The 20,661-nt window shown below is 61.8% G+C and carries 19 protein-coding genes; 3 read left to right on the top strand and 16 right to left on the bottom strand.

Features of this window, described 5'->3' with window-relative positions; translation table 11 throughout:
• Positions 1–91: 91 nt before the first annotated feature.
• From hprK to PXH66_RS03390, 10 genes are all read right to left on the bottom strand, one after another.
• Entirely contained in the window at positions 92–1,075 is a 984-nt protein-coding gene (gene hprK / locus PXH66_RS03345; RefSeq protein WP_330927745.1) for an HPr(Ser) kinase/phosphatase, read from the bottom strand.
• Positions 1,076–1,368: 293 nt separating this feature from the next.
• Positions 1,369–2,112 carry an LPS export ABC transporter ATP-binding protein gene (gene lptB / locus PXH66_RS03350; protein WP_330927746.1) on the bottom strand — a complete coding sequence of 248 codons (744 nt, stop codon included), beginning with the start codon at positions 2,110–2,112 and terminating at the stop codon, positions 1,369–1,371.
• A 14-nt stretch (positions 2,113–2,126) separates the two neighbouring features.
• Positions 2,127–2,672, bottom strand: a complete 546-nt coding sequence (locus PXH66_RS03355) for an LptA/OstA family protein (RefSeq protein WP_330927747.1) — start codon at positions 2,670–2,672, stop codon at positions 2,127–2,129.
• Positions 2,669–3,112 carry a hypothetical protein gene (locus PXH66_RS03360; protein WP_330927748.1) on the bottom strand — a complete coding sequence of 148 codons (444 nt, stop codon included), beginning with the start codon at positions 3,110–3,112 and terminating at the stop codon, positions 2,669–2,671. Before PXH66_RS03360 ends, PXH66_RS03355 begins: the two co-directional genes overlap by 4 nt.
• Before the next feature lie 4 nt (positions 3,113–3,116).
• Positions 3,117–3,626, bottom strand: coding sequence for a KdsC family phosphatase (locus tag PXH66_RS03365; RefSeq protein ID WP_330927749.1), 510 nt, complete (start codon positions 3,624–3,626; stop codon positions 3,117–3,119).
• Between the two features lie 110 nt (positions 3,627–3,736).
• On the bottom strand, positions 3,737–5,779 hold the full coding sequence (locus tag PXH66_RS03370) for an alpha-ketoacid dehydrogenase subunit alpha/beta (RefSeq protein ID WP_330927750.1): 2,043 nt from the start codon (positions 5,777–5,779) through the stop codon (positions 3,737–3,739).
• Positions 5,780–5,858: 79 nt separating this feature from the next.
• On the bottom strand, positions 5,859–6,497 hold the full coding sequence (locus PXH66_RS03375) for an alpha/beta hydrolase (RefSeq protein WP_330927751.1): 639 nt from the start codon (positions 6,495–6,497) through the stop codon (positions 5,859–5,861).
• A 30-nt stretch (positions 6,498–6,527) separates the two neighbouring features.
• On the bottom strand, positions 6,528–7,253 hold the full coding sequence (locus tag PXH66_RS03380) for a PEP-CTERM sorting domain-containing protein (protein ID WP_330927752.1): 726 nt from the start codon (positions 7,251–7,253) through the stop codon (positions 6,528–6,530).
• Positions 7,254–7,500: 247 nt separating this feature from the next.
• Positions 7,501–7,941 carry a ribose 5-phosphate isomerase B gene (gene rpiB, locus PXH66_RS03385; protein ID WP_330927753.1) on the bottom strand — a complete coding sequence of 147 codons (441 nt, stop codon included), beginning with the start codon at positions 7,939–7,941 and terminating at the stop codon, positions 7,501–7,503.
• Positions 7,942–8,030: 89 nt separating this feature from the next.
• Positions 8,031–11,180, bottom strand: a complete 3,150-nt coding sequence (locus PXH66_RS03390; RefSeq protein ID WP_330927754.1) for a sialidase family protein — start codon at positions 11,178–11,180, stop codon at positions 8,031–8,033.
• 363 nt (positions 11,181–11,543) lie between these two features.
• On the opposite strand from PXH66_RS03390, the gene PXH66_RS03395 reads away from it, so the two are divergent.
• Positions 11,544–11,984, top strand: coding sequence for a hypothetical protein (locus tag PXH66_RS03395; RefSeq protein ID WP_330927755.1), 441 nt, complete (start codon positions 11,544–11,546; stop codon positions 11,982–11,984).
• Positions 11,985–12,023: 39 nt separating this feature from the next.
• Here PXH66_RS03395 and PXH66_RS03400 read toward each other — a convergent pair whose 3' ends face one another.
• The 5 genes from PXH66_RS03400 to PXH66_RS03420 form a co-directional block, all read right to left on the bottom strand.
• Complete coding sequence (locus PXH66_RS03400) at positions 12,024–12,707, bottom strand: HAD family hydrolase (protein WP_330927756.1); 684 nt, start codon at positions 12,705–12,707, stop codon at positions 12,024–12,026.
• Between the two features lie 73 nt (positions 12,708–12,780).
• The gene (locus tag PXH66_RS03405; RefSeq protein ID WP_330927757.1) at positions 12,781–13,143 is read right to left on the bottom strand and encodes a hypothetical protein; all 363 of its coding nucleotides are present in this window, start codon (positions 13,141–13,143) and stop codon (positions 12,781–12,783) included.
• Between the two features lie 72 nt (positions 13,144–13,215).
• The gene (gene lpdA / locus PXH66_RS03410) at positions 13,216–14,625 is read right to left on the bottom strand and encodes a dihydrolipoyl dehydrogenase (protein ID WP_330927758.1); all 1,410 of its coding nucleotides are present in this window, start codon (positions 14,623–14,625) and stop codon (positions 13,216–13,218) included.
• Positions 14,626–14,716: 91 nt separating this feature from the next.
• Complete coding sequence (gene odhB / locus PXH66_RS03415) at positions 14,717–15,922, bottom strand: 2-oxoglutarate dehydrogenase complex dihydrolipoyllysine-residue succinyltransferase (RefSeq protein WP_330927759.1); 1,206 nt, start codon at positions 15,920–15,922, stop codon at positions 14,717–14,719.
• 41 nt (positions 15,923–15,963) lie between these two features.
• Positions 15,964–18,714, bottom strand: coding sequence for a 2-oxoglutarate dehydrogenase E1 component (locus PXH66_RS03420; RefSeq protein ID WP_330927760.1), 2,751 nt, complete (start codon positions 18,712–18,714; stop codon positions 15,964–15,966).
• A 209-nt stretch (positions 18,715–18,923) separates the two neighbouring features.
• On the opposite strand from PXH66_RS03420, the gene PXH66_RS03425 reads away from it, so the two are divergent.
• Together PXH66_RS03425 and PXH66_RS03430 are read left to right on the top strand one after the other, a co-directional pair.
• A complete protein-coding gene (locus PXH66_RS03425) occupies positions 18,924–19,166 on the top strand; it encodes a hypothetical protein (RefSeq protein WP_330927761.1) in 243 nt (80 codons plus the stop codon).
• Entirely contained in the window at positions 19,153–19,569 is a 417-nt protein-coding gene (locus PXH66_RS03430) for a translation initiation factor (protein ID WP_330927762.1), read from the top strand. The genes PXH66_RS03425 and PXH66_RS03430 overlap by 14 nt, the downstream gene beginning before the upstream one ends.
• A gap of 175 nt (positions 19,570–19,744) precedes the next feature.
• Here the strand turns inward: PXH66_RS03430 and metF are convergent, their stop codons facing one another.
• A complete protein-coding gene (gene metF, locus PXH66_RS03435; protein ID WP_330927763.1) occupies positions 19,745–20,623 on the bottom strand; it encodes a methylenetetrahydrofolate reductase [NAD(P)H] in 879 nt (292 codons plus the stop codon).
• Positions 20,624–20,661 lie beyond the last annotated feature (38 nt).

Genomic DNA, 20,661 nt, shown 5'->3' on the forward strand with positions numbered 1-20,661 from the left:
CAGTCGTGGAAGTAAAAACGACCACATTGCTACAAATGTCCAGCGGGGCACAATCCTGCGATTTGGGTCCGAACGTGGGCGCGTGGTCGGCCTATTCCCGGCTCAGGCGCGTGATGGTGGGCCGGTCCTCGGGGCCATTGGCCATGTGGCGGATTAGGCGCTCGTTAAATTCCTTGGCGGGGTCGTGGCCCATGATTTTGAGCGCCTGCACGAGGGCGGCCACTTCGACCAGGCGGGCAATGTCCCGACCCGGACGCACGTAGAGATCCACGGCGGGAACCTGTTGGTCGAGAATCGGGTAGAAGTTTTCCTCCAGACCGGTGCGCTCCTCGCTCACTTCGGGGGTCCATTCGTGGAGCGAAACCACCATGTCGACGCGCTTTTCGTTGCGGACGTTTTTGATACCGAACATCTCCGCTACGTTGATGATGCCGATGCCACGGACTTCCATGTAGCCGCGATTCAGGGCCGGTCCGGTGGCGATCAGTTCGCGTTCGTCGACCAAGCGGATGTGGGTGAGGTCGTCGGCGACAAGGGAGTAGCCGCGTTCGATGAGCGCGAGGGCGCACTCGCTTTTGCCCACGCCACTGTCGCCGCGGAGCAGCACGCCGATACCCTTGACGTCGAGCATGGTGGCGTGCTCGGAGGTGAAGGGGGCGAACTCGTTGTCGATGCACAGCGTGGCCAAGTTTATCCAGTGACGCGTGATCATCGACGTGCGGAACAGCGGTAGTTTCATCTCACGGCAAACCTGCAGCATGGTGCGGGTCGGCACGTAGTTGCGGGCGAGCACGAAACACGGGACCTGCCGCCGGGCCATGGCCCGGAACACTTCTTCCTGCTGGTCCCCGGTCAACGTGCGCAAATAGGTCATCTCGGCGGCGCCCAGGACCTGCACGCGTTTGTTCGCGAAGAATTTGTAGAATCCGGTCAGCGCGAGCGAGGGGCGGTTGATCGTGCCCTCCTTGACCAATCGATGCAGGCCGTTTTCGCCGGCGAGGAGTTCCAGTTTCAACTTCTCCCGGTAGGTGGTGAAGAAGTGTTCGACGGTTATTCCGCTGATGGTGCGATTCATGAAGGCAAAGGGACGACGGGGGAAAGTCCCGAGGATGGGTCCCCCGGCCGTGATTGCACCCGAATAATTTCAACCTCGGGGCGGCATTTTTACGCGGCTCACACAATTGCTTAACAAAACCGTGCAAAGCTCGGGACGTGGTTCTCCTGAAACGCGATGACGCTGCGCTGGTGATTGTCCCGAGGTTAGTCCGATCGATTACCGTCGCCCTGCATAAGTGCCGGTGAGCCCAAACGCTGCGCGAGGGGAGGTCGGCCGGGAGTCTGATCTTCGCTCGCGCAGCCCCGGGCGGCTCACATGTTGAAATCTTTGCCGAGGTAGATCTCGCGGGCCTGCTCGTCCTTGATGAGGAAATCGCCGTTGCCGCTCGTGAGAACCCGACCTTGGTGAATCAAATAGGCGCGGTCGACGATGCGCAGGGTTTCGCGCACGTTGTGGTCGGTAATGATAATGCCGATACCGCGATCCTTGAGCGACAGCACGATGCGCTGCACCTCGGAGACGGAAATCGGGTCGATCGCCGCAAACGGTTCATCGAGCAACAGGAACTTGGGTTCGGTCACCAACGCACGGGCAATCTCCAGTCGACGGCGTTCGCCCCCGGAGAGCGTGTAGGCTTTTTGCCGGGCCACGTGCGTGAGGTGCAGTTCCTCCAAATGGCGCTCGACCACGGCGGTTCGCTCGCTGCGCGGGATCGGCAGGGTCTCCACAATGGCCAGCAGATTTTGCGCGACCGTGAGTTTGCGAAACGTCGAGGGCTCCTGCGGCAGGTAGCCGAGCCCGAGTCGGGCGCGCTCATGCATTTTGAGCCGGGTCACATCCTGACCGTTGACCAACACCTTGCCCTTCGTGGACCCGACCAATCCGACGATCATGTAAAATGTCGTGGTCTTGCCCGCACCGTTGGGACCGAGCAACCCCACCACTTCACCGGCGGCGACGTTGAGGTCGACGCCGTCGACGACGGTGCGCTGGCCGAAGGTTTTGACCAAGCCCTGGGTCTCGATGCGGGAGCGGGAGGAAGCAGCGTCAGCCATGGTGCGACGGGTGGTCAGTTTTGGGGATCGGGAGCAGTCTCGCCCAATGCCTTTTGGGCTTCCGGACCGAGATCCTGAATGGGAGGGCCGGTGAGTTTGGGATGCTTTACCTCGAGTTTACGCTGCCCGCGGTAGAGCGTGATCTGGCTGCCGGCCGCGATAAAATCGGAACTGTGATCGATGACCATGGGGTCCTCGTAGAGCACGACCTTTTGTTCAGCAGGCAGCACCTCGGCGCGGCCACAGGTGGCTTCGCGATCGCCTTGCACGAGGCGCACATGGCCCGTGGCGAGCAGGAATTTGAAGCCGTTCAATTCGCCGATGGTGGCGTCGGTATCGCCGGTGCGTGCCGCCACGATTTCGAGTCGGTCGCAGCTGATCGACATGTTGGTGCCGGTCAGCTTCACATTGCCCACGCACAGGGCGCGCGTTTCGGTCGCCGTGCTGGTCATGACGAGGTCGTCGGCTTCGAGCACGGTTTCCTGAACCGTTTCCTGCGCCGAAATGGCGAGGGCCGAGATCAGACCGACGGCGAAAAGGAGTAAGTGGCGGAAGTTCATTTTAATATGTTGGCCAGGCCGGTCTTGAAGACCACGTGGGCTTTGCGGCGAATATGGATGCGGCGCTCTTGGTGTTCATAGCTCCAGTCCTCGCCTTGCACGGTGACGTCGCGGCGCTCGAGACGCACCGTGGCGGGACCGGTCACGACTTCGGTCTCGGGCGTGAGAATGGCGATCGGCGCGATCAGCACGGTATCGATCGTGCGGTCGGCGTCGCCGGAGTAGAGGGTCAAAGCCATCTCGCCGAGACGGATATGGGCGGTGTCACTCAGGTCGGCGGACCCGCCCTGCACGCGCACTCGCGGATACCCTTCATCGCTGAAAAAAGACACCGCGTAGTTCTTCACCGGCTTGGGTGCGCTCACCCGCTCATCGCCGGCGCCGAAAGCCCGCGAGAGGATCGAAAGTCCGAGCAAAGTGGTGCGGAGGAAAAGGCGCATGAATTTAGTCCTGACCGCGGTGAGCCAGGATCTGTTCACAAATTTCGCGAACCGCGCCCGCCCCGGCTCGGCGAGTGGTGGTGCAATCGGCGGCCGCGACGGCGGCCGGCATGGCGTCGGGCACGGTCACTCCGATGCCCGCAAGGCGCAACGCCCCGGCATCGATGTCGTCATCGCCGACGTAGACGCAGGCGGCGAGTTCGATGCCCAGCGCATCGGCGAGTTCGGTCAGCGCGGTGTGCTTGTCGACTCGTCCCTGAATGATGTGCGGAATTTTTAACTCGGTGGCGCGCACCGTGGTGGCCCCGGAGGCGCGGCCGCTGATCCATGCCACGACCACATCATCGCGCAGGAGGCGCACCATGCCGAGACCGTCGAGCACGCTGAAGGTCTTGGTTTCGACCCCGTCGGAGGCGACATGAATGGACCCGTCGGTCAACACGCCGTCGACGTCGGTCGCGAGCAGTTTGATGGCGGCCCAACGAGCGGCGGAGATGTCGGATAGACTAGGCATTCGGGTTAGACTGATTGTTTACACGAAGATCGCCAAGATCGCGGAGGGCCGAGTTTACCTGTTTCGTGATCTGAGCGATCTTCGCGTAAAACATGAAATTGTGGAAAAACTCAGCCGATCCAGTCGGCGATCTTTTCGATGATGGAATCGACGGACGGTCGGTAGGCGGCTTCGAGCTCGGGGGCAAAGGGCACGGGCATGTCGAGCGAGGCGATGCGCAGTGGCGGCGCTTCGAGATCGAAGAAATGTTCCTCGGTGAGTTGGGCGACGAGCTCCGCGCCGAAACCGTGGGAGCGGCGACCCTCATGCAGCACGATCAATCGATGCGTGCGGGCGAGGGACGCTTTGATGGCGTCGAGGCGCAGGGGTGACAGCGCGCGCAGGTCGAAAATATCGAAGCTGTAATCGTATTCGTCGCGGAAATACGCGGCGGCCTGGGTGGCGAGCCCCACCATCTGACCGTAGGTTACGACGGTGGCGTAATCGCCAGCGGCCACGTGGCGCGGTTCCCAGACCTTGCGGTAGTTGCCATCCCACGACACGGCACCCTTGGCGCCGCGGTAGAGCATCTTGTGCTCGAAGAGCAGAACAGGGTTGTCGTCCTCCACGGCCGCCAACACGGCGTTGAAGGCATCCTGCGGGGTGCTCGGGTAAAGGGCCTTGATGCCGGGCATCGAGAGCAGCATCGACTCGAGTTCCTGCGAGTGGAACGACCCGAACGTCAGCCCGCCACCACAGGGCATACGGAGCACGAGTGGCACTTTGGCGCCGGAACGGAAATGGTAGGTCGCGGCGTTGAGCGTGATCTGGGTCGCGGCTTCGGTGACGAAGTCGGAGAACTGAAACTCCTCGATCGGGCGATGACCGGCGAGGGCCAGTCCGACGGCGTAGCCGGTGCAGGAACTCTCCGCCAGCGGCGTGTTGAACACGCGGCTGCGGCCGAAGTCGTTGAGCAAACCATCGGTGACTTTGAAAGCCCCGCCGTAGGTGGCGATGTCCTGACCCAGGATGAGCGACTCGGAGCGTTCGGTCAGGACCTTGCGCAGGGCGGCGTTGATGGCTTGCGCGAAGTTGAGCTCGGTGGTCTCGGCGGGAGTGGCTTCCCACGGCAATGGCGCCGCAGTCGGAGCGAACACCTCGGCGGTGAGCTTCGCCATGTCGGGCGTGGGGCGGGCGACGCCGAGGGAGTGCTGGATGCACGATTCGACAAACGCGTTGAGTTCGGTTTCGAGCGCCGCGACGGCGTCCGTTTGACCGTTTTCGACGAGATGAGCGCGCAGCTTGGGCAGTGAATCGGCGGCGAAGAAGCCGTCGGACTCGCCGGGCTTGAGGTAGTCGCAGGTGTCGTAGGCGGCGTGACCGCGGAGGCGGAGGGTTTTGGCCTCCACGAGCAACGGGCGCCCGGAGGTGCGGACCGTGGCGACAGCATCAGCCAGGGCATCGGCGGCGCTGAGGGCGTCGGTGGCGTCGATGTGCCGACCCTCGATCCCGTAACCGGCGGCGCGGTGCCACAGCGGCGTGGATTGGTTGAACTGTTCGTCCAACGGCGTCGAGTAGGCGTAGTGGTTGTTCTCGATGACGAAGAGAATGGGCAGGGACAAGAGGCTCGCGAGATTGAGTGTCTCATGAATGTCGCCGGTGGAGGAGCCGCCATCGCCGAACAAACACAAGCCGACGGCTTGATGACCGGCGCGGCGTTGGGCGTCGGTGACGCCGACGACATTGGACAACATGGCCCCGAGGTGAGAGATCATCGGCAGGGACCGGTTGGCCGGGTCGCCGTGATGGATGTTGCCCTCGCGCGCCTGGGTGGGGGAGGCGGCGTTGGCAAAATACTGGTTCAGATGCTCGCAGAGGTGGCCGCTCCAGATCAAGTGGCCACCGAAGTCACGATGGGTGAACGAAACGACGTCGGTGGCTTTGTCCAAAAGCAGGGCGAGCGGCACGATGAGGCCCTCGTTGCCTTGGCCGCCCGTGACGGTGCCCTTGATGAGGCCCTGGCGAAAGAGCTCGAGGATGCGGTTGTCCGCGCGGCGAGCGAGGTGCATCCAAGCGAACAAACGGAGTTGCGCGGGCGTGAGATCGTCGCCGGAGAGTTCGGCGGCGGTGAGATTGCGCTGAGAGAGAATCGAAGGGGGAGACGGAAATGCCATGTCCAAGCCGCGACGTTGGGCGGCGAAAGCCGAACTGTGAAGGGCGAAAACCGAGGCGGACCTCGATGGGGAGGGGATCTCAGGGCAATCGCTGGAGGAAAGACTGACTAACGCTGAAATCAGCATCGACCAGACCGTGCCCGGCGTCGTGCACGTGGTGGTCGACTTCGGCGCCACCGGAACGGAGATGACGGGCGAGACGTCGGGGGTCGTCGGCGGTCATGAGGGGGTCGTGATCGCCGCTGGCGAGGAGCACGCGTTTCCCGGTCAATGTGCCGGGAGCGGCGGGCGCGTCGAGCACCACCATGGCGCGCAGGAGGATCCCGCCGGTCAGCACGTCGGGTTGGCGCTGCATAATGGTGGCCGCGATGTTGGCCCCGTTGGAAAACCCAATGGCGATGAGGCGGGAGAGGTCGATCTGGTGCGTCTGAGCCGCTATGCGAACGAATTCTGCCAGGGCATCGGTGCGGGCCCGCACATCATCGAGGTCGAACACACCCTCGGCGAACCGGCGGAAGAAGCGGGCCGCTCCGCGCTCGGAAATATTGCCGCGAGGACTGAGCAGGGCCGAACCTGGCGAGAGTTTGGCGCCCAGCGAAATCAGATCGTGTTCACCACCGCCCGTGCCATGGAGCAAGAGGAGCGGGGGAGCGGATGCGTCGGCCGCCGGTTGAAACGCGTAGTGATGGTCAGCCAGTAAACCCGTGACGATGGACATGCGTCACGAGTATGTGCTCCCCGATGGGACTCAAGCGGCCGGATAAGTTTCCCGCCGACCACGGCGGCGCTGCGCGACGAAACCCATCACGGCCAACCCCGCAAGGGCGGCATAGGAGGACGGCTCGGGCACGGCGGAGGCCGCCACGATTTGCAGGCCGGCGACCGAGGTGAAACCGGAAAGCTCGGTGTTGGTTTGGAAAAAACTCAAGGAGCCGTCGGTAACGGCGATATTTTCGAATAGGCCGAAGGTGGGAGAACCGGCCGAGCCATGGCCGAGCGATGCGGGTGAGTAGCCCGAAATGGCATCGGCGGGCTGACCTTGCAGCGTAAAGGTTCCCGTGCTGAGGCTGCTGTAGACGTAGATATCGTAGAGCCCGTTGGAGAGACCGAAGACCTCAATGGACCAAGCCGCGCTGCTGGGAGAATTGAAACGATCACTCTGCAGGAGATCCTGGTCAGAAATGACTTCATTGCCGTAGAATCCGTAGAGTCCGCCGTCGGGCACAAGCACCTCGACCGTCGCCCCGGCGGACAGATTGTTGAGATCGACCAATGCCGTGGTGCCTGTGGTATCAACACGATTCCACACGCCCGGTTGGTTGGCGGAACCGCCGAAGGAGTTGGGCGGCTCGGTGTAGTGGCTCCCGAGGTCGATGTTGTAAGACTGAGCATGGAGTGATGCGCCGAGGATGAAGACGCCGGTCAACAGTGCGGTCGTGTTAAGTTTACGGATACGGGATAACAGTGAGAACATGTGCTGGGAAGGTTGGTGGTTGAAGGACTTGTCGTTACCCGGTGCAAGCGTGCCCGAGTCATGACTCTTAAACGGCGCTCACGCATCGATCCTGACATGCAGGTGCACGAATCCCGCGCGTCAGCATCGATGCCGCTTCCACTCACTTGGGGGGAAACGCGTTGCAACCGGGTCGCGGCGCAGGCGCAAAAAAGCCTCGTCGGTTTGCGACGAGGCGGGAGATCCAGCGGCGATTTCGGCGGTCCGACTACGCGTCGATTTTTTCGATGCGACGGATGTGGCGACCGCCTTCGAACGGGGTGGCGAGCCAGACGCGGACGATGTGCAACGCTTCGTCGATCGTGACGGTGCGTTCACCGAGGGAGAGGCAATTGGCGTCGTTGTGGGAACGATTCCAGATCGCGACCTGCTCGTTCCAGCAGAGACCGCAGCGCACGCCTTTGACACGGTTGGCGGTGATGGCTTCGCCGTTGCCGGAACCGCCGAGCACGATGCCGCGTTCGAATTCACCGGCGGCGACGGCTTTGGCCACGGGGAAAATATAGTCGGGGTAGTCGCACGACTCAGCGGAATGCGTGCCCATGTCCTTCACGGTATGGCCCTCGGCGAGGAGCATTTCGATGATCTTGCCCTTGTAGGCGAAGCCGGCGTGGTCGGAACCAATGGCGATGGAAAAGGTTTGGGACATGGCGGCAAAGAGCAGAAACCGTCCGAGCCGGGAAAGGCACGGAAAATTGTCGCAATTCTTTAATCAGGTCCGGGAGGCGCCGCCGAATTTTACGGCGAAGGGGTTTCGGCGAGGAAGGTGTCACGCGGAATCAAGTAGATTTCAACCAGCACAATGCCTTCGAGGTCATCTTCGGCGCGCAGGGTGTAGACGCCTTCGTCGAGGGTTTTGACAATCGCGGTGTCGGCCGAGGATGCATTGATGGGAAAGGCCCCGACGGCTTGTTCGATGTTTGCCAGATTGTGCGGGTATACTGGCGGGCTTTCGACGATGAGTTCGCCATTCCCATCGAACAGGGAGAGTCGTGGTGATATCGCCACATCCTCGACGCCAAAGTTTCGCAGGGAGGGACCGACGGCCCGCATGAGTAGATTGAGACTACCCGTGCCCTCCACCACGAAACCGGCGGTCAGAGGGCGGTCGGGTTTGATCACGCCACGCGTTGAGAGGTTGGTGAGATGGCTGCCGTTGCCGTCGGGCACCAGATACAACTCGACCAGGGTTTCGCCCGTCGTGCCATCGGTGTTGGCGGCATTCGCCGTCAGAATGGTCGACTCGATTCGGTGGGGAATGACGTGAACCAAGGCCGCGTCCTTGCTGGCGGGATCGAGGGCGAACGCTCCTACGGTTTCAAAGACGGAGGCCAGGTCACCGGTGGCATCGCCCCAGCGGAAGTTCTGGGCGATGAGCTCGTCGGTGGGGTCGCGCAGCTGCAGTCGCGGGTCGTCCATGGCGTTTTCAATCCCGTAGGGGATCAATCCCGGCCCGATCGCCCGAAGCAGGAGGGATGCGGAGTTGGACGTTTCCACGATGCCCTCGCCGCTGATGACAAATCCGGGCACCAACGCGGCCGCGCCCGAGCCGGCCTCGGCGCGCACGGAGAGGTTGCTCAGATGAACCGGAGTCAGCGGAGCCCACGGGTAGTCCGGGATGTCACCGGGCAGTGGCTCACCGCCATCGGCCGGGTAGCGAATCGGGCCGCGCCGAATGGTGGTCTCGGCGTTGAAAATCAGCACATCGTAGAAGCCCGGTGCGAACGGTTCGTATACTCCCGATATGATGGAAGTGGGGGCGAGTTGCGGGCGGTTGGCACCCGGAATCGGAATGCCGTTGTGTCGCCATTGGTAGCCCCAGGCCCCTTGGGCATTTACTTGGAACACTTCGGGTCCCGGCCCCCGCCACAGCTCGGGGGCGGAGGCGGTTAATGCCGGTTTCCGAATGATGTGCTCCTCGCTGGTGATGGATCCCGCGGGATTCGAGACGACGACGTGATAGACGTCGCCCAAGGTCGAGACGTTGATCGGCACATTCAGGTGGTCTCGATCGTGCACGATGGCCATCCCGTTGCGAAACCACTGGTAGTGGAGTTGAGGACCAACGGCAGCCACCCAAAGTGTTTGGTCGAGGCCACCCGATGCGTTGGGCCGGATCGAGGCTACCAAGTCAGTCGCGCCAAAGGTGGGCGGCGTGTTGGAGTGCACGGTTACGTAGAAAACCGCCGAGGTGAGGTGAGAACCATCGTTCACTTTTAGCACGAACGGAATCTCCTGTCCGTCGGTCGGGACATCGAACGACCACGAGAGGCGGGTGGACGTCGCGTTTGGCACGTTCAAGCTGCCGCGGGCCCATTGGGTTTCGTAGGTCCGAGCGGATTCCACCGTGGCGGCCAATGACAGGGTATGATCGGCGAAAACCTCGAAGTGAGTGTCGCCCGCAATCGTGATGCGTGGTCCCACACCATCGCGGGCCGACCAGATGTCGCTTTCGAAACCAGCCAGCGTGAGTCCGTTGCCGGTGACCAGATCACGGGCCCGTTCGTTTGTCGCCAAAACCGCCCGCGTCCAATGTCCGCCGTCGTCGCGGGCAGCGAGATAGCGCAAACCGCTGGTCGCCTCGTCCAGCCCCACGACCAGCAGATGGGAGCCCGAGTAAACGGCGTGATCAATGCGGCTCAGCGGGGCATCCGTGACGACCTCCCAGTGCGTGGCGTTGGGGGAGGTCCAAATCTGGTTGCCGTCGTGAACCACGAGGAGACCTCCGCTGTGCTTCATCTGCGTGGGGGAAGCGATGCCATCGAGGTCGGTGGCGAGCGGAGACCAGGCAAGCCCGTCCGGAGACGTGAAAAACCCGATGCCACCGAGCAGCAGCAGGAAGCCATGGTCGGAGGAAACCACGGTGCGCGACCGGACATCGGCTTCGAGATGGTAGCCGAGGTTTCCGGGGCTCAAAGCATCCGGGATTCGAGTCCAGGTGAGCGCGTCCCGGGAGCGGTAGATGGCGGTGCTTTCGTGCTCAAGAAACAGATACACTCCGTTGGTGTAGGCGGCCTCGGGTTCGACGGGGGCTTCAAACGTGGTGGCGAGTTGAAACTCAGCTCCTTCGTTCCAAGTCCACAGTTCGTTGGCAATCTGACTATGGGGATTGTTGTCGAAAAAGAAGAATCGCTCGCCGGCAATGCTCACGGCCCCGAAAGGTCGTCGGGAGAGGGTATCGATGATACTCATGGGCTCCCAATGGATGCCGTCGTTTGAGAAGTAACCTCCGTTGGAAATCCAAACGTCGTTGCCAAATGCCAGCGAGCCGGACTCCGGGTGCCCGTTGGCCAGGCTCCAAGATGGCAGTTGATTGATGCTCCCGGTGAAATCAGCCGACTCGCCGTTGCCCGTCGACCGACTCCAGCCGTCGAGGGTGATATCCCCGAGTTGGGCTTGGTGTGCTGGAGCGTGGGAGTAGGAAGGCGTCTCGGTGACTTCGGTCCAGGTCAAGCCGTCGACGGATTTAAGCAGGGTTGCCGCGAAGCCCGGTCTCTCCGCATAAAGCACCCCGTCGGTCTCACCCTGATTGAGCTGAGTGACGCCGACCAGTCGTTGTTGCCACGTTTTACCGTTCTCGGACGTGAAAACCGATCCCGCTTCGCCACCCGCGACGAACCGTTCTCCGATGACAAATAGCTTGTTGAAAGACTCATAGGTGCCCGCGTCCTGATTTAGCCAATTTAGCCCGTCGGTGGAGGTGGCGATGAGTCCGGCTTTTCCGGCCCAAACAAACGTGGTGGAATTTGCCGCGAAGTGGGAGAAGTGGTGGGAGCCAATGTTGACCTCCCGACGGAACGCGATTTGTCCCATCGCCACCACCGATAGAAAACTGCCACAGAGCAGGGCCTTGATCAGAAGAACCGGGATTGAGCGATGCGTAGACAATGGTCGGGAATTAGAGACGAACGAGCGGACCTCTGGCATACTGGTAATGACAATGCTCCGCAACGGTTCCGCTACTTCAACTTGGGAGGTATTTTGCGGTTCGCGGTTTCATCAATTGCGACGCAGCCCGAGGCACACCTCACTCGACTTTGCATGGAGGTGCGCCCTGTCCGGACGGGCACGGGAGCGGAGACCGTTTACATCTGACTCAAAGTGAACGCAGGGTGGCGAGTAGCGAGCGACCCTCGCCCTTATCCTTCACGGCGATGACGGGCACGGGCGGCCAAGTTACGGCGAGTTGAGGTGGGCCCACCATCGGTCGTCGTGGGAACTGATTCGGAGGTAATGGGGTCAGTGCGTTTCATGCACTCTTTTGCTCAAGCCCGGATGGCGTTTCTGGTGGCGACTCTCGTCGGGTTGGCTGGTTGCGCTTCCACACCGGATGCGCGGATTGCCGCCGATCGGGAATTGTTCGATCAATGGCCACAGGAGGTGCAGGAACGCGTCGCCGTCGGTGAAGTTGAAATTGGTTTTACGCCCGACCAAGTGCGCATGGCGCTGGGAGACCCGGATCGGATCTCACGTCGCACCTCGGCCATGGACGAGGCGGAGGTTTGGATTTATGAACAGAAACGCTCGCCCATCAGTTTTTCGGTGGGTGTGGGTGTCGGCACGAGCACGGGTCGGCATTCGTCCGTCGGCAGTGGCGTCTCGGTGGGCACGGGTCGGATTCGTTACGGGGAGGCGGCTCGCGTCGTCTTCATTGACGGCGAAGTCGGCTCGATCGAGAAGACCCGGGGCTAGTGCGCTTCGTGCGTGGCTTCGTGCGTGGCTTCGGCGAGTCTAGTCGCCGTCGATGACAGCCCAGAATTCCGCAGAATTAGACAAATCATCCAACCCGGCGTCGGGGGCATGAGCAGCCAATTGATCGCGGGTGTGGTGGCCGGTGGCGACGGCGAGGGTGCGTGCGCCGATGATCTGGCCACAGGCGATATCGTGTGGGGTGTCGCCAATAATCCAGACATCGGTGGGAGCGAAGGTGCGATCATGGTGAGCGGCGGCGCGGCGCAGAGCGTGCGGACCGAGTTCGTTGCGAATCGCGCTGTCATCGGCGAAGGCTCCAAACGGGAAATAGTTCCAGAGATCGAAGTGTCCGAGTTTGGTTTTCGCGCCGCGCTCCAAGTTGCCGGTGAGCAAGCCCTGCGCGATGTCGTTGCGTTGCTGAACTTCGGTCAATAACGCGAGAATACCGGGGAGCACAGCGGTGGTGCGCGAGAGCTCGGCGGGGAGGTTGCCGATGTAGGTTTCGAGGAGACGCGTGACGTTATCGGGAGTGTGCTCGATGTCGTATTTCTCGAAGATCTTGGCGGCGATCCAGCGATCAGTGCGCCCGGCCCAATCGATGGTCGAGAGGTCGGCGGGAACCGGTAGGTTAAAAACGGATTCGGTGGCTTGTTCGAGAGCCCGCAAACCCGCTCCGCCCGAAGCGAGCAGGGTGCCGTCAATGTCCCAGAGGAGAAGTTTCATGTTCAAAGCAGTCATTTAGCGGTCGTCGGCGCGCCGACACGCCGATGGAGCCAGTCTGGTCGCAGCCGCCGACTCAGAATTTGACGTGGGCGAGAAGCGCCTGTTCTTCCGTTTCGGGCAGAGGATCGCCGTCGCCCTCAAGGATCCGGCGGGCGAAGGGTTCGAGCTGCTCGGCCGGAATCTCGACTTTGCCGATCCCTTCGCGCCATTGAATGACCGGAAGCCCCCACGGTTTGTTCTCGAGAATAACATCGGCGAACGCCTTTCGCATGGCGCGCATGGAACGACGGGTCTCATCGTCGAAGCGCAGGGCGTCGGCCTCTTCCACGGCATCGGCTGATCCATTCATAAACGAGACGTTTGCGGATTGTTCGACGATGGCAAGTCGCCTCGCGTCGGCTATTTTCAGGTGGTCATACCGCTCCTGGCCGATCAATCGAGGCTGGCCGTCGGAATTGTCATAGAGGCGCCATTCGTGGAGGAGCGGGCGGTAAAACAGCCGAATCGCTTACAGGGCGTGGATGGCGCTTTTGCTGACGGCGAGGCCGGCTTCCTTGACGGCTTCACTCATGGTCGGGTGGGCGTGAATGGTGCGGCCGAGGTCTTCGGCGCTGCCGCCGTATTCCATGTGCGTGACGATCTCGCTGATGAGTTCGCCGGCGTTGCGGCCGAGGATTTGAGCGCCGAGGATTTTGTCCGTGGTGGCGTCGGCGATGATTTTCACGAAGCCGTCCGCACCGTCGTTGGCGTGGGCGCGGGCGTTGGCGGCGAAATTGAACTTGCCGACGTTGACCTTGATACCGGCCTTTTTGGCGGCGTCTTCACCCAAGCCGACCGTGGCGATCTCGGGGTCGGTGTAGATGATGGCGGGCATGAGGTCCCAGTTGATGTGACCGGCTTTGCCCGCGATCCATTCGGCGACGGCGACACCGTCTTCCTCGGCTTTGTGGGCGAGCATGGGGCCGTCGATGACGTCACCGATGGCGTAGACGCCAGCGGCGGTGGTCTTGAGGTGAGCGTCGACCTTGATGCGCTTTTTGTCGGTGAGTTCGACGCCCGCCTTGTCGAGGTCGAGTCCGTCGGCGTAGGGACGGCGTCCGACGGCGACGAGCACCTTGTCGGCGGGGAATTCGAGTTTTTCGTCGCCGCGTTCGGCGGTGAGCACGCCGTCTTTGAAGCCGGTGACCTTGGCGTTTACTTCGATCTTCAAGCCCTGGGCTTTGAGGATGCGGGTGAAGTTGCGCACGACATCGGCGTCGGAGGCTCCGGCGATTTGCGGGAGGAACTCGACAACGGTGACGTCGGCACCCAAGCGGGCCCAGACGGAGCCGAGCTCAAGGCCGATGGCCCCACCGCCGACAACGACCATTTGTTTGGGCACTTCCGTAAAGGAAATCGCTTGGTCGGAGGATACGATGGTCTCGCCGTCGAAGGGCATGAATGGGAGCTCGACGGGCGCGGAGCCCGTGGCGATGACGATATTTTTGGCGGTAAGACGCTGGGCCGAGCTGGAGCTCGGCGTTCCCAGGGGGGCGACGTCGATTTCGTGGGCCGAGATGAACTTGGCTTCGCCGCTGATGACAGTGACCTTGCGGGCCTTGGCGAGCATCTTGATGCCGCCGGTCATTTTGGCGACGATGCCTTCCTTCTTCTTAAGCATGGCGGCGACGTCGAGGGAGACGCCGTCGATTTTGATGCCGTGCTCGGCGGCGTGATGTTTCGAAAACGCGAAGTGTTCAGAGGAGGCGAGCAACGCCTTGCTGGGAATGCAGCCGACGTTGAGGCAGGTGCCACCGAGCTCGGCGCGCTTCTCGACCAAGGCGACCTTGAGGCCGAGTTGAGCGGCGCGGAACGCGCAGACGTAGCCGCCGGGACCGGCGCCGATGACGATGAGATCGAAGGAGGAGGAGTCAGACATGATGACCTTTCTGCTTAATCTTTCTTTTTATCGTTCGCTCCACCCGTAGTCGGGAGAAAGAGAAAGATAGCGAAGAAAGAGAAAGAGGGTTTTAGATATCCAGTAAGAGGCGGGTGGGATCTTCGATGGCCTCTTTCACCTTCACGAGGAAGGTCACGGCTTCCTTACCGTCGACGAGGCGGTGATCGTAGCTGAGGGCCAGATACATCATCGGGCGGATGACGACTTCGCCGTTGACCGCCATGGGGCGCTCATTGATCGCGTGCAGCCCGAGGATAGCGCTCTGCGGAGCGTTGAGAATGGGGGTCGAGAGCATCGAGCCGAAGATGCCGCCATTGGTGATGGTGAACACGCCGCCGTCGAGATCGGCGAGGGTGATCTTGCCGTCACGGGCGCGTTTGGCGACTTCGCCGATGGCGGATTCGATGCCGGCCATGGAAAGGGTGTCGCAGTCGCGGATGACCGGGACCATGAGGCCCTTGGGCGTGGAGACGGCGACGCCCACGTCGTAGTAGTTGTTGGTGACGATTTCCTTGCCGTCGATCATGGCGTTGACGCCGGGCACTTCCTTGAGCGCGTGCACCACGGCCTTGGTGAAGAACGACATGAAGCCGAGCTTGAAGCCGTTCTTCTTCACGAAGACGTCCTGATATTTTTTGCGCAGCTCCATCACCGCGCTCATGTCGACCTCGTTGAAGGTCGTGAGCATGGCGGCTTGTTGTTGAGCCTGGACGAGACGCTCGGCGATTTTGGCACGGAGCGGGGTCATTTTCTTGCGCGTTTGGCGCTCGCCGGAGGCGGCGGGTTTGGCGGCGGCTGGCTGGGGCTTGGGTGCGGGAGTAGGGGCCGAGCTGGAGCTCGGCGTTTCCGGGGACTTGGCGGCGGCCAGCATGTCGCCTTTGGTGACGCGGCCGGCTTTGCCGGTGCCTTCAACGGTGGATGGATCAACGTCGGTTTCTTCGGCGAGTCGGCGCACGGCGGGCGATTGGGTGGATTCGGCCGCGGGGGCGTCTGGTTCTTCCTCTGCTGGGGCGGAGGACGTGGGTGCCGTCTCTCCCTTGGCGTCGGTGTCGATTTCGGCGACGACTTCACCAATTTTCACTTCGGCACCTTCCTCGACCTTGAGGCTGATGACGCCGTCGGCCTCGGCGAGGCCTTCGGACGTGATTTTGTCGGTTTCGAGTTCGAACAGGGCCTGGCCGTTTTTGACGGTGTCGCCATCGGCAACGTGCCATGTGGCGAGGACGCCGGAACTGATCGATTCGCCGAGGGGCGGGATTTTGACTTCGAGAGACATGAGCTAAGTGAGAAGGATGAAGAGTGAAGTAAGACGTCGGGTTAGAGGCTGAACGCTTCCATAAGGAATTGAGCGAGTTCGCGCTTGTGGAGGGCAAGGGCGCCGACGGCGGGTGAAGCGGCGGCATCGCGACCGGCGTAGATGGCTTTGCGGCCGAAGATCGTTTCAAGTTGCGGCGCGAGGTAGGACCAGGCGCCCATATTGTGCGACTCCTCCTGGCACCAGACCAAACGGGCGTCGGCGTGGCTGGCGGCGAGGTTTTTCAGCTCTTCGGTGTGGAGGGGATAAAGCTGCTCGATGCGGACGATGGTGGTGTCGGTGATCTCTTTTTCGCGCCGGTAGGCGTCGAGATCGTAGTAGACCTTGCCCGAGCAGAGGATGAGGCGTTTGGCCGCCGCAGACGGCGTGGGGTCGGGCATGATCTCCAAGAAGGAGGTGCCCTCGAGGAAATCTTCGACGTTGGACACGGCTTCCGGATGACGGAGCAGTGACTTGGGCGACATGACGACCAAAGGCTTGCGGAAGTCGCGGTGCATCTGGCGACGCAGGGCATGGAAGAAGTTGGCCGGGGTCGAGATGTTGGCGACCTGGATGTTGTCTTCGGCGCAGGCTTGGAGGAAGCGTTCGAGGCGGGCGGAGGAGTGCTCCGGACCCTGACCTTCGTAACCGTGGGGCAGGAGTAGCACGATACCGGATACGCGCTGCCATTTGGATTCGGAGGTGGTGATGAACTGGTCGATGACGACCTGGGCGCCGTTGACGAAATCGCCGAACTGGGCCTCCCACTGGCAGAGCATCTCGGGGTAGTCCAGGGAGTAGCCGTAATCGAACCCGAGCACGGCCGCTTCGGAGAGGAGCGAGTTGTAGACGCAGAGTTTACCCTGCTTCTCGGCCACGTGATCGAGGGGGGCGTAACGCTCGCGGGTTTCCTCGTCGTAGAGGTAGGCGTGGCGTTGGCTGAAGGTGCCGCGGCGGCAGTCCTGGCCGGAGAGGCGCACGGGGGTGCCTTCGCCGAGGAGGGTGCCCCAGGCGAGGGATTCCGCGTAGGACCACTCGATGGGGCCGCCGGCGGTGAAGGCCTTGGCGCGATTGTCGAGCAGGCGCTGGATCTTCTTGTTAACGTGAAAGCCGTCGGGCGTATGGGTGAGGGCGTGGGAGACGACGGCGAGGGCGTCCTGCGTCACTCCGGTGAGAACGGGAGCGTGACTGTAACTGGGTTGGAAGATCGCGGTCGAGCCGCGGAACTGGTCCTGGGTTTCCTTGGCGGCGACGCGGGCGGCGTCGGCCTCTTTGGCTTTCTTGAAATCGGCCTCCATCGCGCCGGTGTATTCGGCGACAATCGCGTCGGCGTCAGCTTGGGTGATCGTGCCTTCCTTGATGAGCTGGTCGGTGTAGATCGACGAAACGAGCGGGTGGCTGCGAATCGACTTATACATGAGTGGCTGGGTGAAGGCGGGCTCGTCGCTCTCGTTGTGGCCGTGCCGGCGGTAGCACACCATGTCGATGACCACGTCGCGTTGGAACTTCACGCGAAACTCGAGGGCGAGCTGGGTCACGTAGCAGACGGCCTCGGGATCGTCGCCGTTCACGTGGAATACCGGGGCTTCGATCATCTTGGCGACGTCGGTGCAGTAATGGGTCGAGCGGGCGTCGGCGGGATTGGTGGTGAAACCAATCTGGTTGTTGATGACGAAGTGAACGGTGCCGCCGGTGCGGTAGCCCGGGAGTTGGGAAAAGTTCAGCGTTTCCGCGACAACGCCCTGACCGGCGAAGGCGGCGTCGCCGTGGATGAGCAACGGACAGACTTTGCGGCGTTCGAGATCACCGCGGATGCGTTGGCGGGCCCGGGCCTTGCCCTCGACGACGGGGTTGACGATCTCGAGGTGGGATGGGTTGGCGGCGAGTCGCACCTCGACGTCGCCGCCGGTCTTCGTGGGGAAGACGGCCTCGAACCCGAGGTGGTATTTCACGTCGCCATCACCCGCAACGGCGTCGGGGATGTAGTTTTCGGAGAACTGGTCGAAGAGGACGGAAAACGGCTTGCGCAGGATGTTGGCGAGCACGGAGAGGCGACCGCGGTGGGCCATGCCCATGACGACTTCCTCGATGCCTAGTTCGGGGCATTTCTCGAGGAACGAGTCGAGCGCGGCGATGGTGGTCTCGCCGCCTTCGAGCGCGAAACGCTTCTGGCCGACGAATTTGGTGTGGAGGAACTTCTCGAACAGCTCCGCCTTGTGCACGCGGCGCAGGATCTGGGTTTTGCGAAACTTGTCGAAAGACGGCTGGTTGTTGCACATCTCCATTTTCAGCTGGAGCCAATCGCGGGCCTCCATGTCGCCGACGTGCATGTATTCGACGCCGATCGTGCCGCTGTAGGTTTGGTTCAGCGTATCGATGATGTCGCGGAGCTTCATCTGTCCTCCGCCCTTGTAGCGGGTGAGGGTGAACGACTCGTCCATGTCGGCCTCGGTGAACTCGAAGGACTCGGGCGAGAGTTTGGGGTGCGGAGCGGGCCGCGGATTGAGCGGATCGAGATGCGCCTGCATGTGCCCGTGAGAGCGATGGGCATTGATCATGCGAATCGCCATGACCTGTTTGCGACTGTCGACCACGTTTACTCCGGCGGCGCTGGCACCGGCGGAGGTCATCGGACCACCATCGTGACCCAGCGTGAAACCTTGGAAAAATGCGCGCCAGGTGGCGTCGACGGACGAGGGGTCTTCCAACCATTGCTCGTAGAGAGATTCGAAAACCTCAGCGTTGGCGCCGGCGGAAAGGGAGGACGGATTCATGATGATGGGAAGAGGAACCGCGTTTCGCAAAATGAGAGGCGTTGCGCGGTCGGGTTCAGGCAACTCACCTGAAGATAGAGATTTGGTCGTGATCGCAAAGTAAGCGTAACGTTTACTCAAGTGCGATCCCGGTAGAAACTACGTCGATTGATGTAGTTTGAGATTCCCTAACACCGGGCAGGAGCGGCATTAATTCCCCTATTCAAACGATGGAAACCGAAATCAAATCTTCATTATCCGCTTTGATGACCGCGATCGAGCAGTCTGACGGGCAGGTCATTGCCACCGAAATGGCGCGCCTGGATGGTTTTCTACAAACGGGGCGCGGGGCGTTGCACCCGCAGCTGGTGCATTTTTTGGAGAACCGCAGTTATGCGAAGGCGGTGATGTTTTTGGGCGGAGATTTCGATATTCCGGTGGGAGTGTGCGGAGGACGTCATGGCCGGTCGTAAGGATCGCAGCGGCAAGGTTTCCACCGACGGAGGGGGAGACTTGGGGCAAAATCCGTTCGCAGCGCTGGGTGGACTGAGCAATTTACCGGCGGGACCGACTCCCACCGAACCCGCCCCGCCCCCGACCGCCTCGTCGAAGCGTGGTCAACCGAACAAAAATCGCGGTCGCGTCGAAATCCGACGCCTCACAGGTGGACGAGGTGGAAAAACGGTCACGGCGGCGTCGGGATTCGTGGGCATTAGCGAAGCCGAGAAAGCGCAATTGGCCAAACGCCTGCAAAAAGCCTGCGGCGCCGGTGGCACGGTCAAAGACGGCGCGATCGAAATCCAAGGCGACAAACGCGATCAAGTCGCGGCGATCCTGACCGAAGCGGGATTCCGCCCGGTGATGGCGGGCGGGTGAAAGGTGCCGCGGTGGGGCTTATCTCTACCAGATTACGCTTCCGGCGTATGGGTTGAATGGCGAGTCGTCGGTGACGAAGGGGAGGTTTTCGATCAATGCCGTCGAAATGATCAGTCGGTCGAATGGGTCGCGGTGATGGAATGGCAGGTTGGCGACTCCCAGCAGGAGGGGGCGTTTACGCCGCCAGACCGGCTGCCAAGGCCAGTGCGGGGCGGGCGCGATTGAGGATGTAGAGGTGGTAGCCGGGGGCGCCGTTGGCGATGAGGCCGCGGATCTGGTCCAAGGCCCAGTCGATGCCGATGATTTCGACGACGTCGGGGCTTTCGGCCGCGACTTCGAGACGGCGGTTGAGTTGGGCGGGCAGGGCCGTGCCGCACATGGCGGCGATGCGGGTGATCTGCTTGAGCGAGAGCACGGGCATGATGCCGGGCACGATGGGAACGGTGATCCCGGCGGCGCGGCATTTTTCGACAAAGCGGTAGTAGATGGCGTTGTCGAAGAAGAGCTGGGTCGTGATGAAATCGGCCCCGGCGTCGACCTTGCGTTTGAGGTTGTCGAGGTCGGTTTCAAGCGAGAAGGCTTCCGGGTGCTTTTCCGGGTAACCGCCGACACCGAGGCAAAAATCCGGGTGCCGCGCCTTGAGCAGGGTCACGAGTTCGTTGGCGTAGCGCAGGCCGTCGGTAGCGACTTCGAAGGTGGTTTCTCCTTTGGGCGGGTCGCCGCGCAGGGTCATGATGTTGCGAAAGCCGTCGGCAAAGAGGCGGTCGGCGTGGGCCTCCAACTCGTCGCGGCTGTGGCCGACGCAGGTCAGATGTGGCATGACGGTGAACCCGAGCTCGTCTTTGAGCAGGGCGGAAACTTGCGCCGTGCGGTCCCGGGTGCTGCCACCGGCGCCGTAAGTCACGGAAACGAAATCCCATTCGATGGCCTTCAGTGCTTCGGCGGATTCGCGCAGGGCAATGACGCCGTCATCGTTTTTAGGCGGGAAAAACTCCAGCGAGCGGAGCGGGCGATTGGAGGCGAAAAGCGAGGAGATGGACCGGTCCTGAGTCATTACGCATCATCATATCGGAATATAATGATATAATATCA

The organism is Synoicihabitans lomoniglobus (assembly GCF_029023725.1).
Classification (GTDB): Bacteria; Verrucomicrobiota; Verrucomicrobiia; order Opitutales; family Opitutaceae; genus Actomonas; species Actomonas lomonigloba.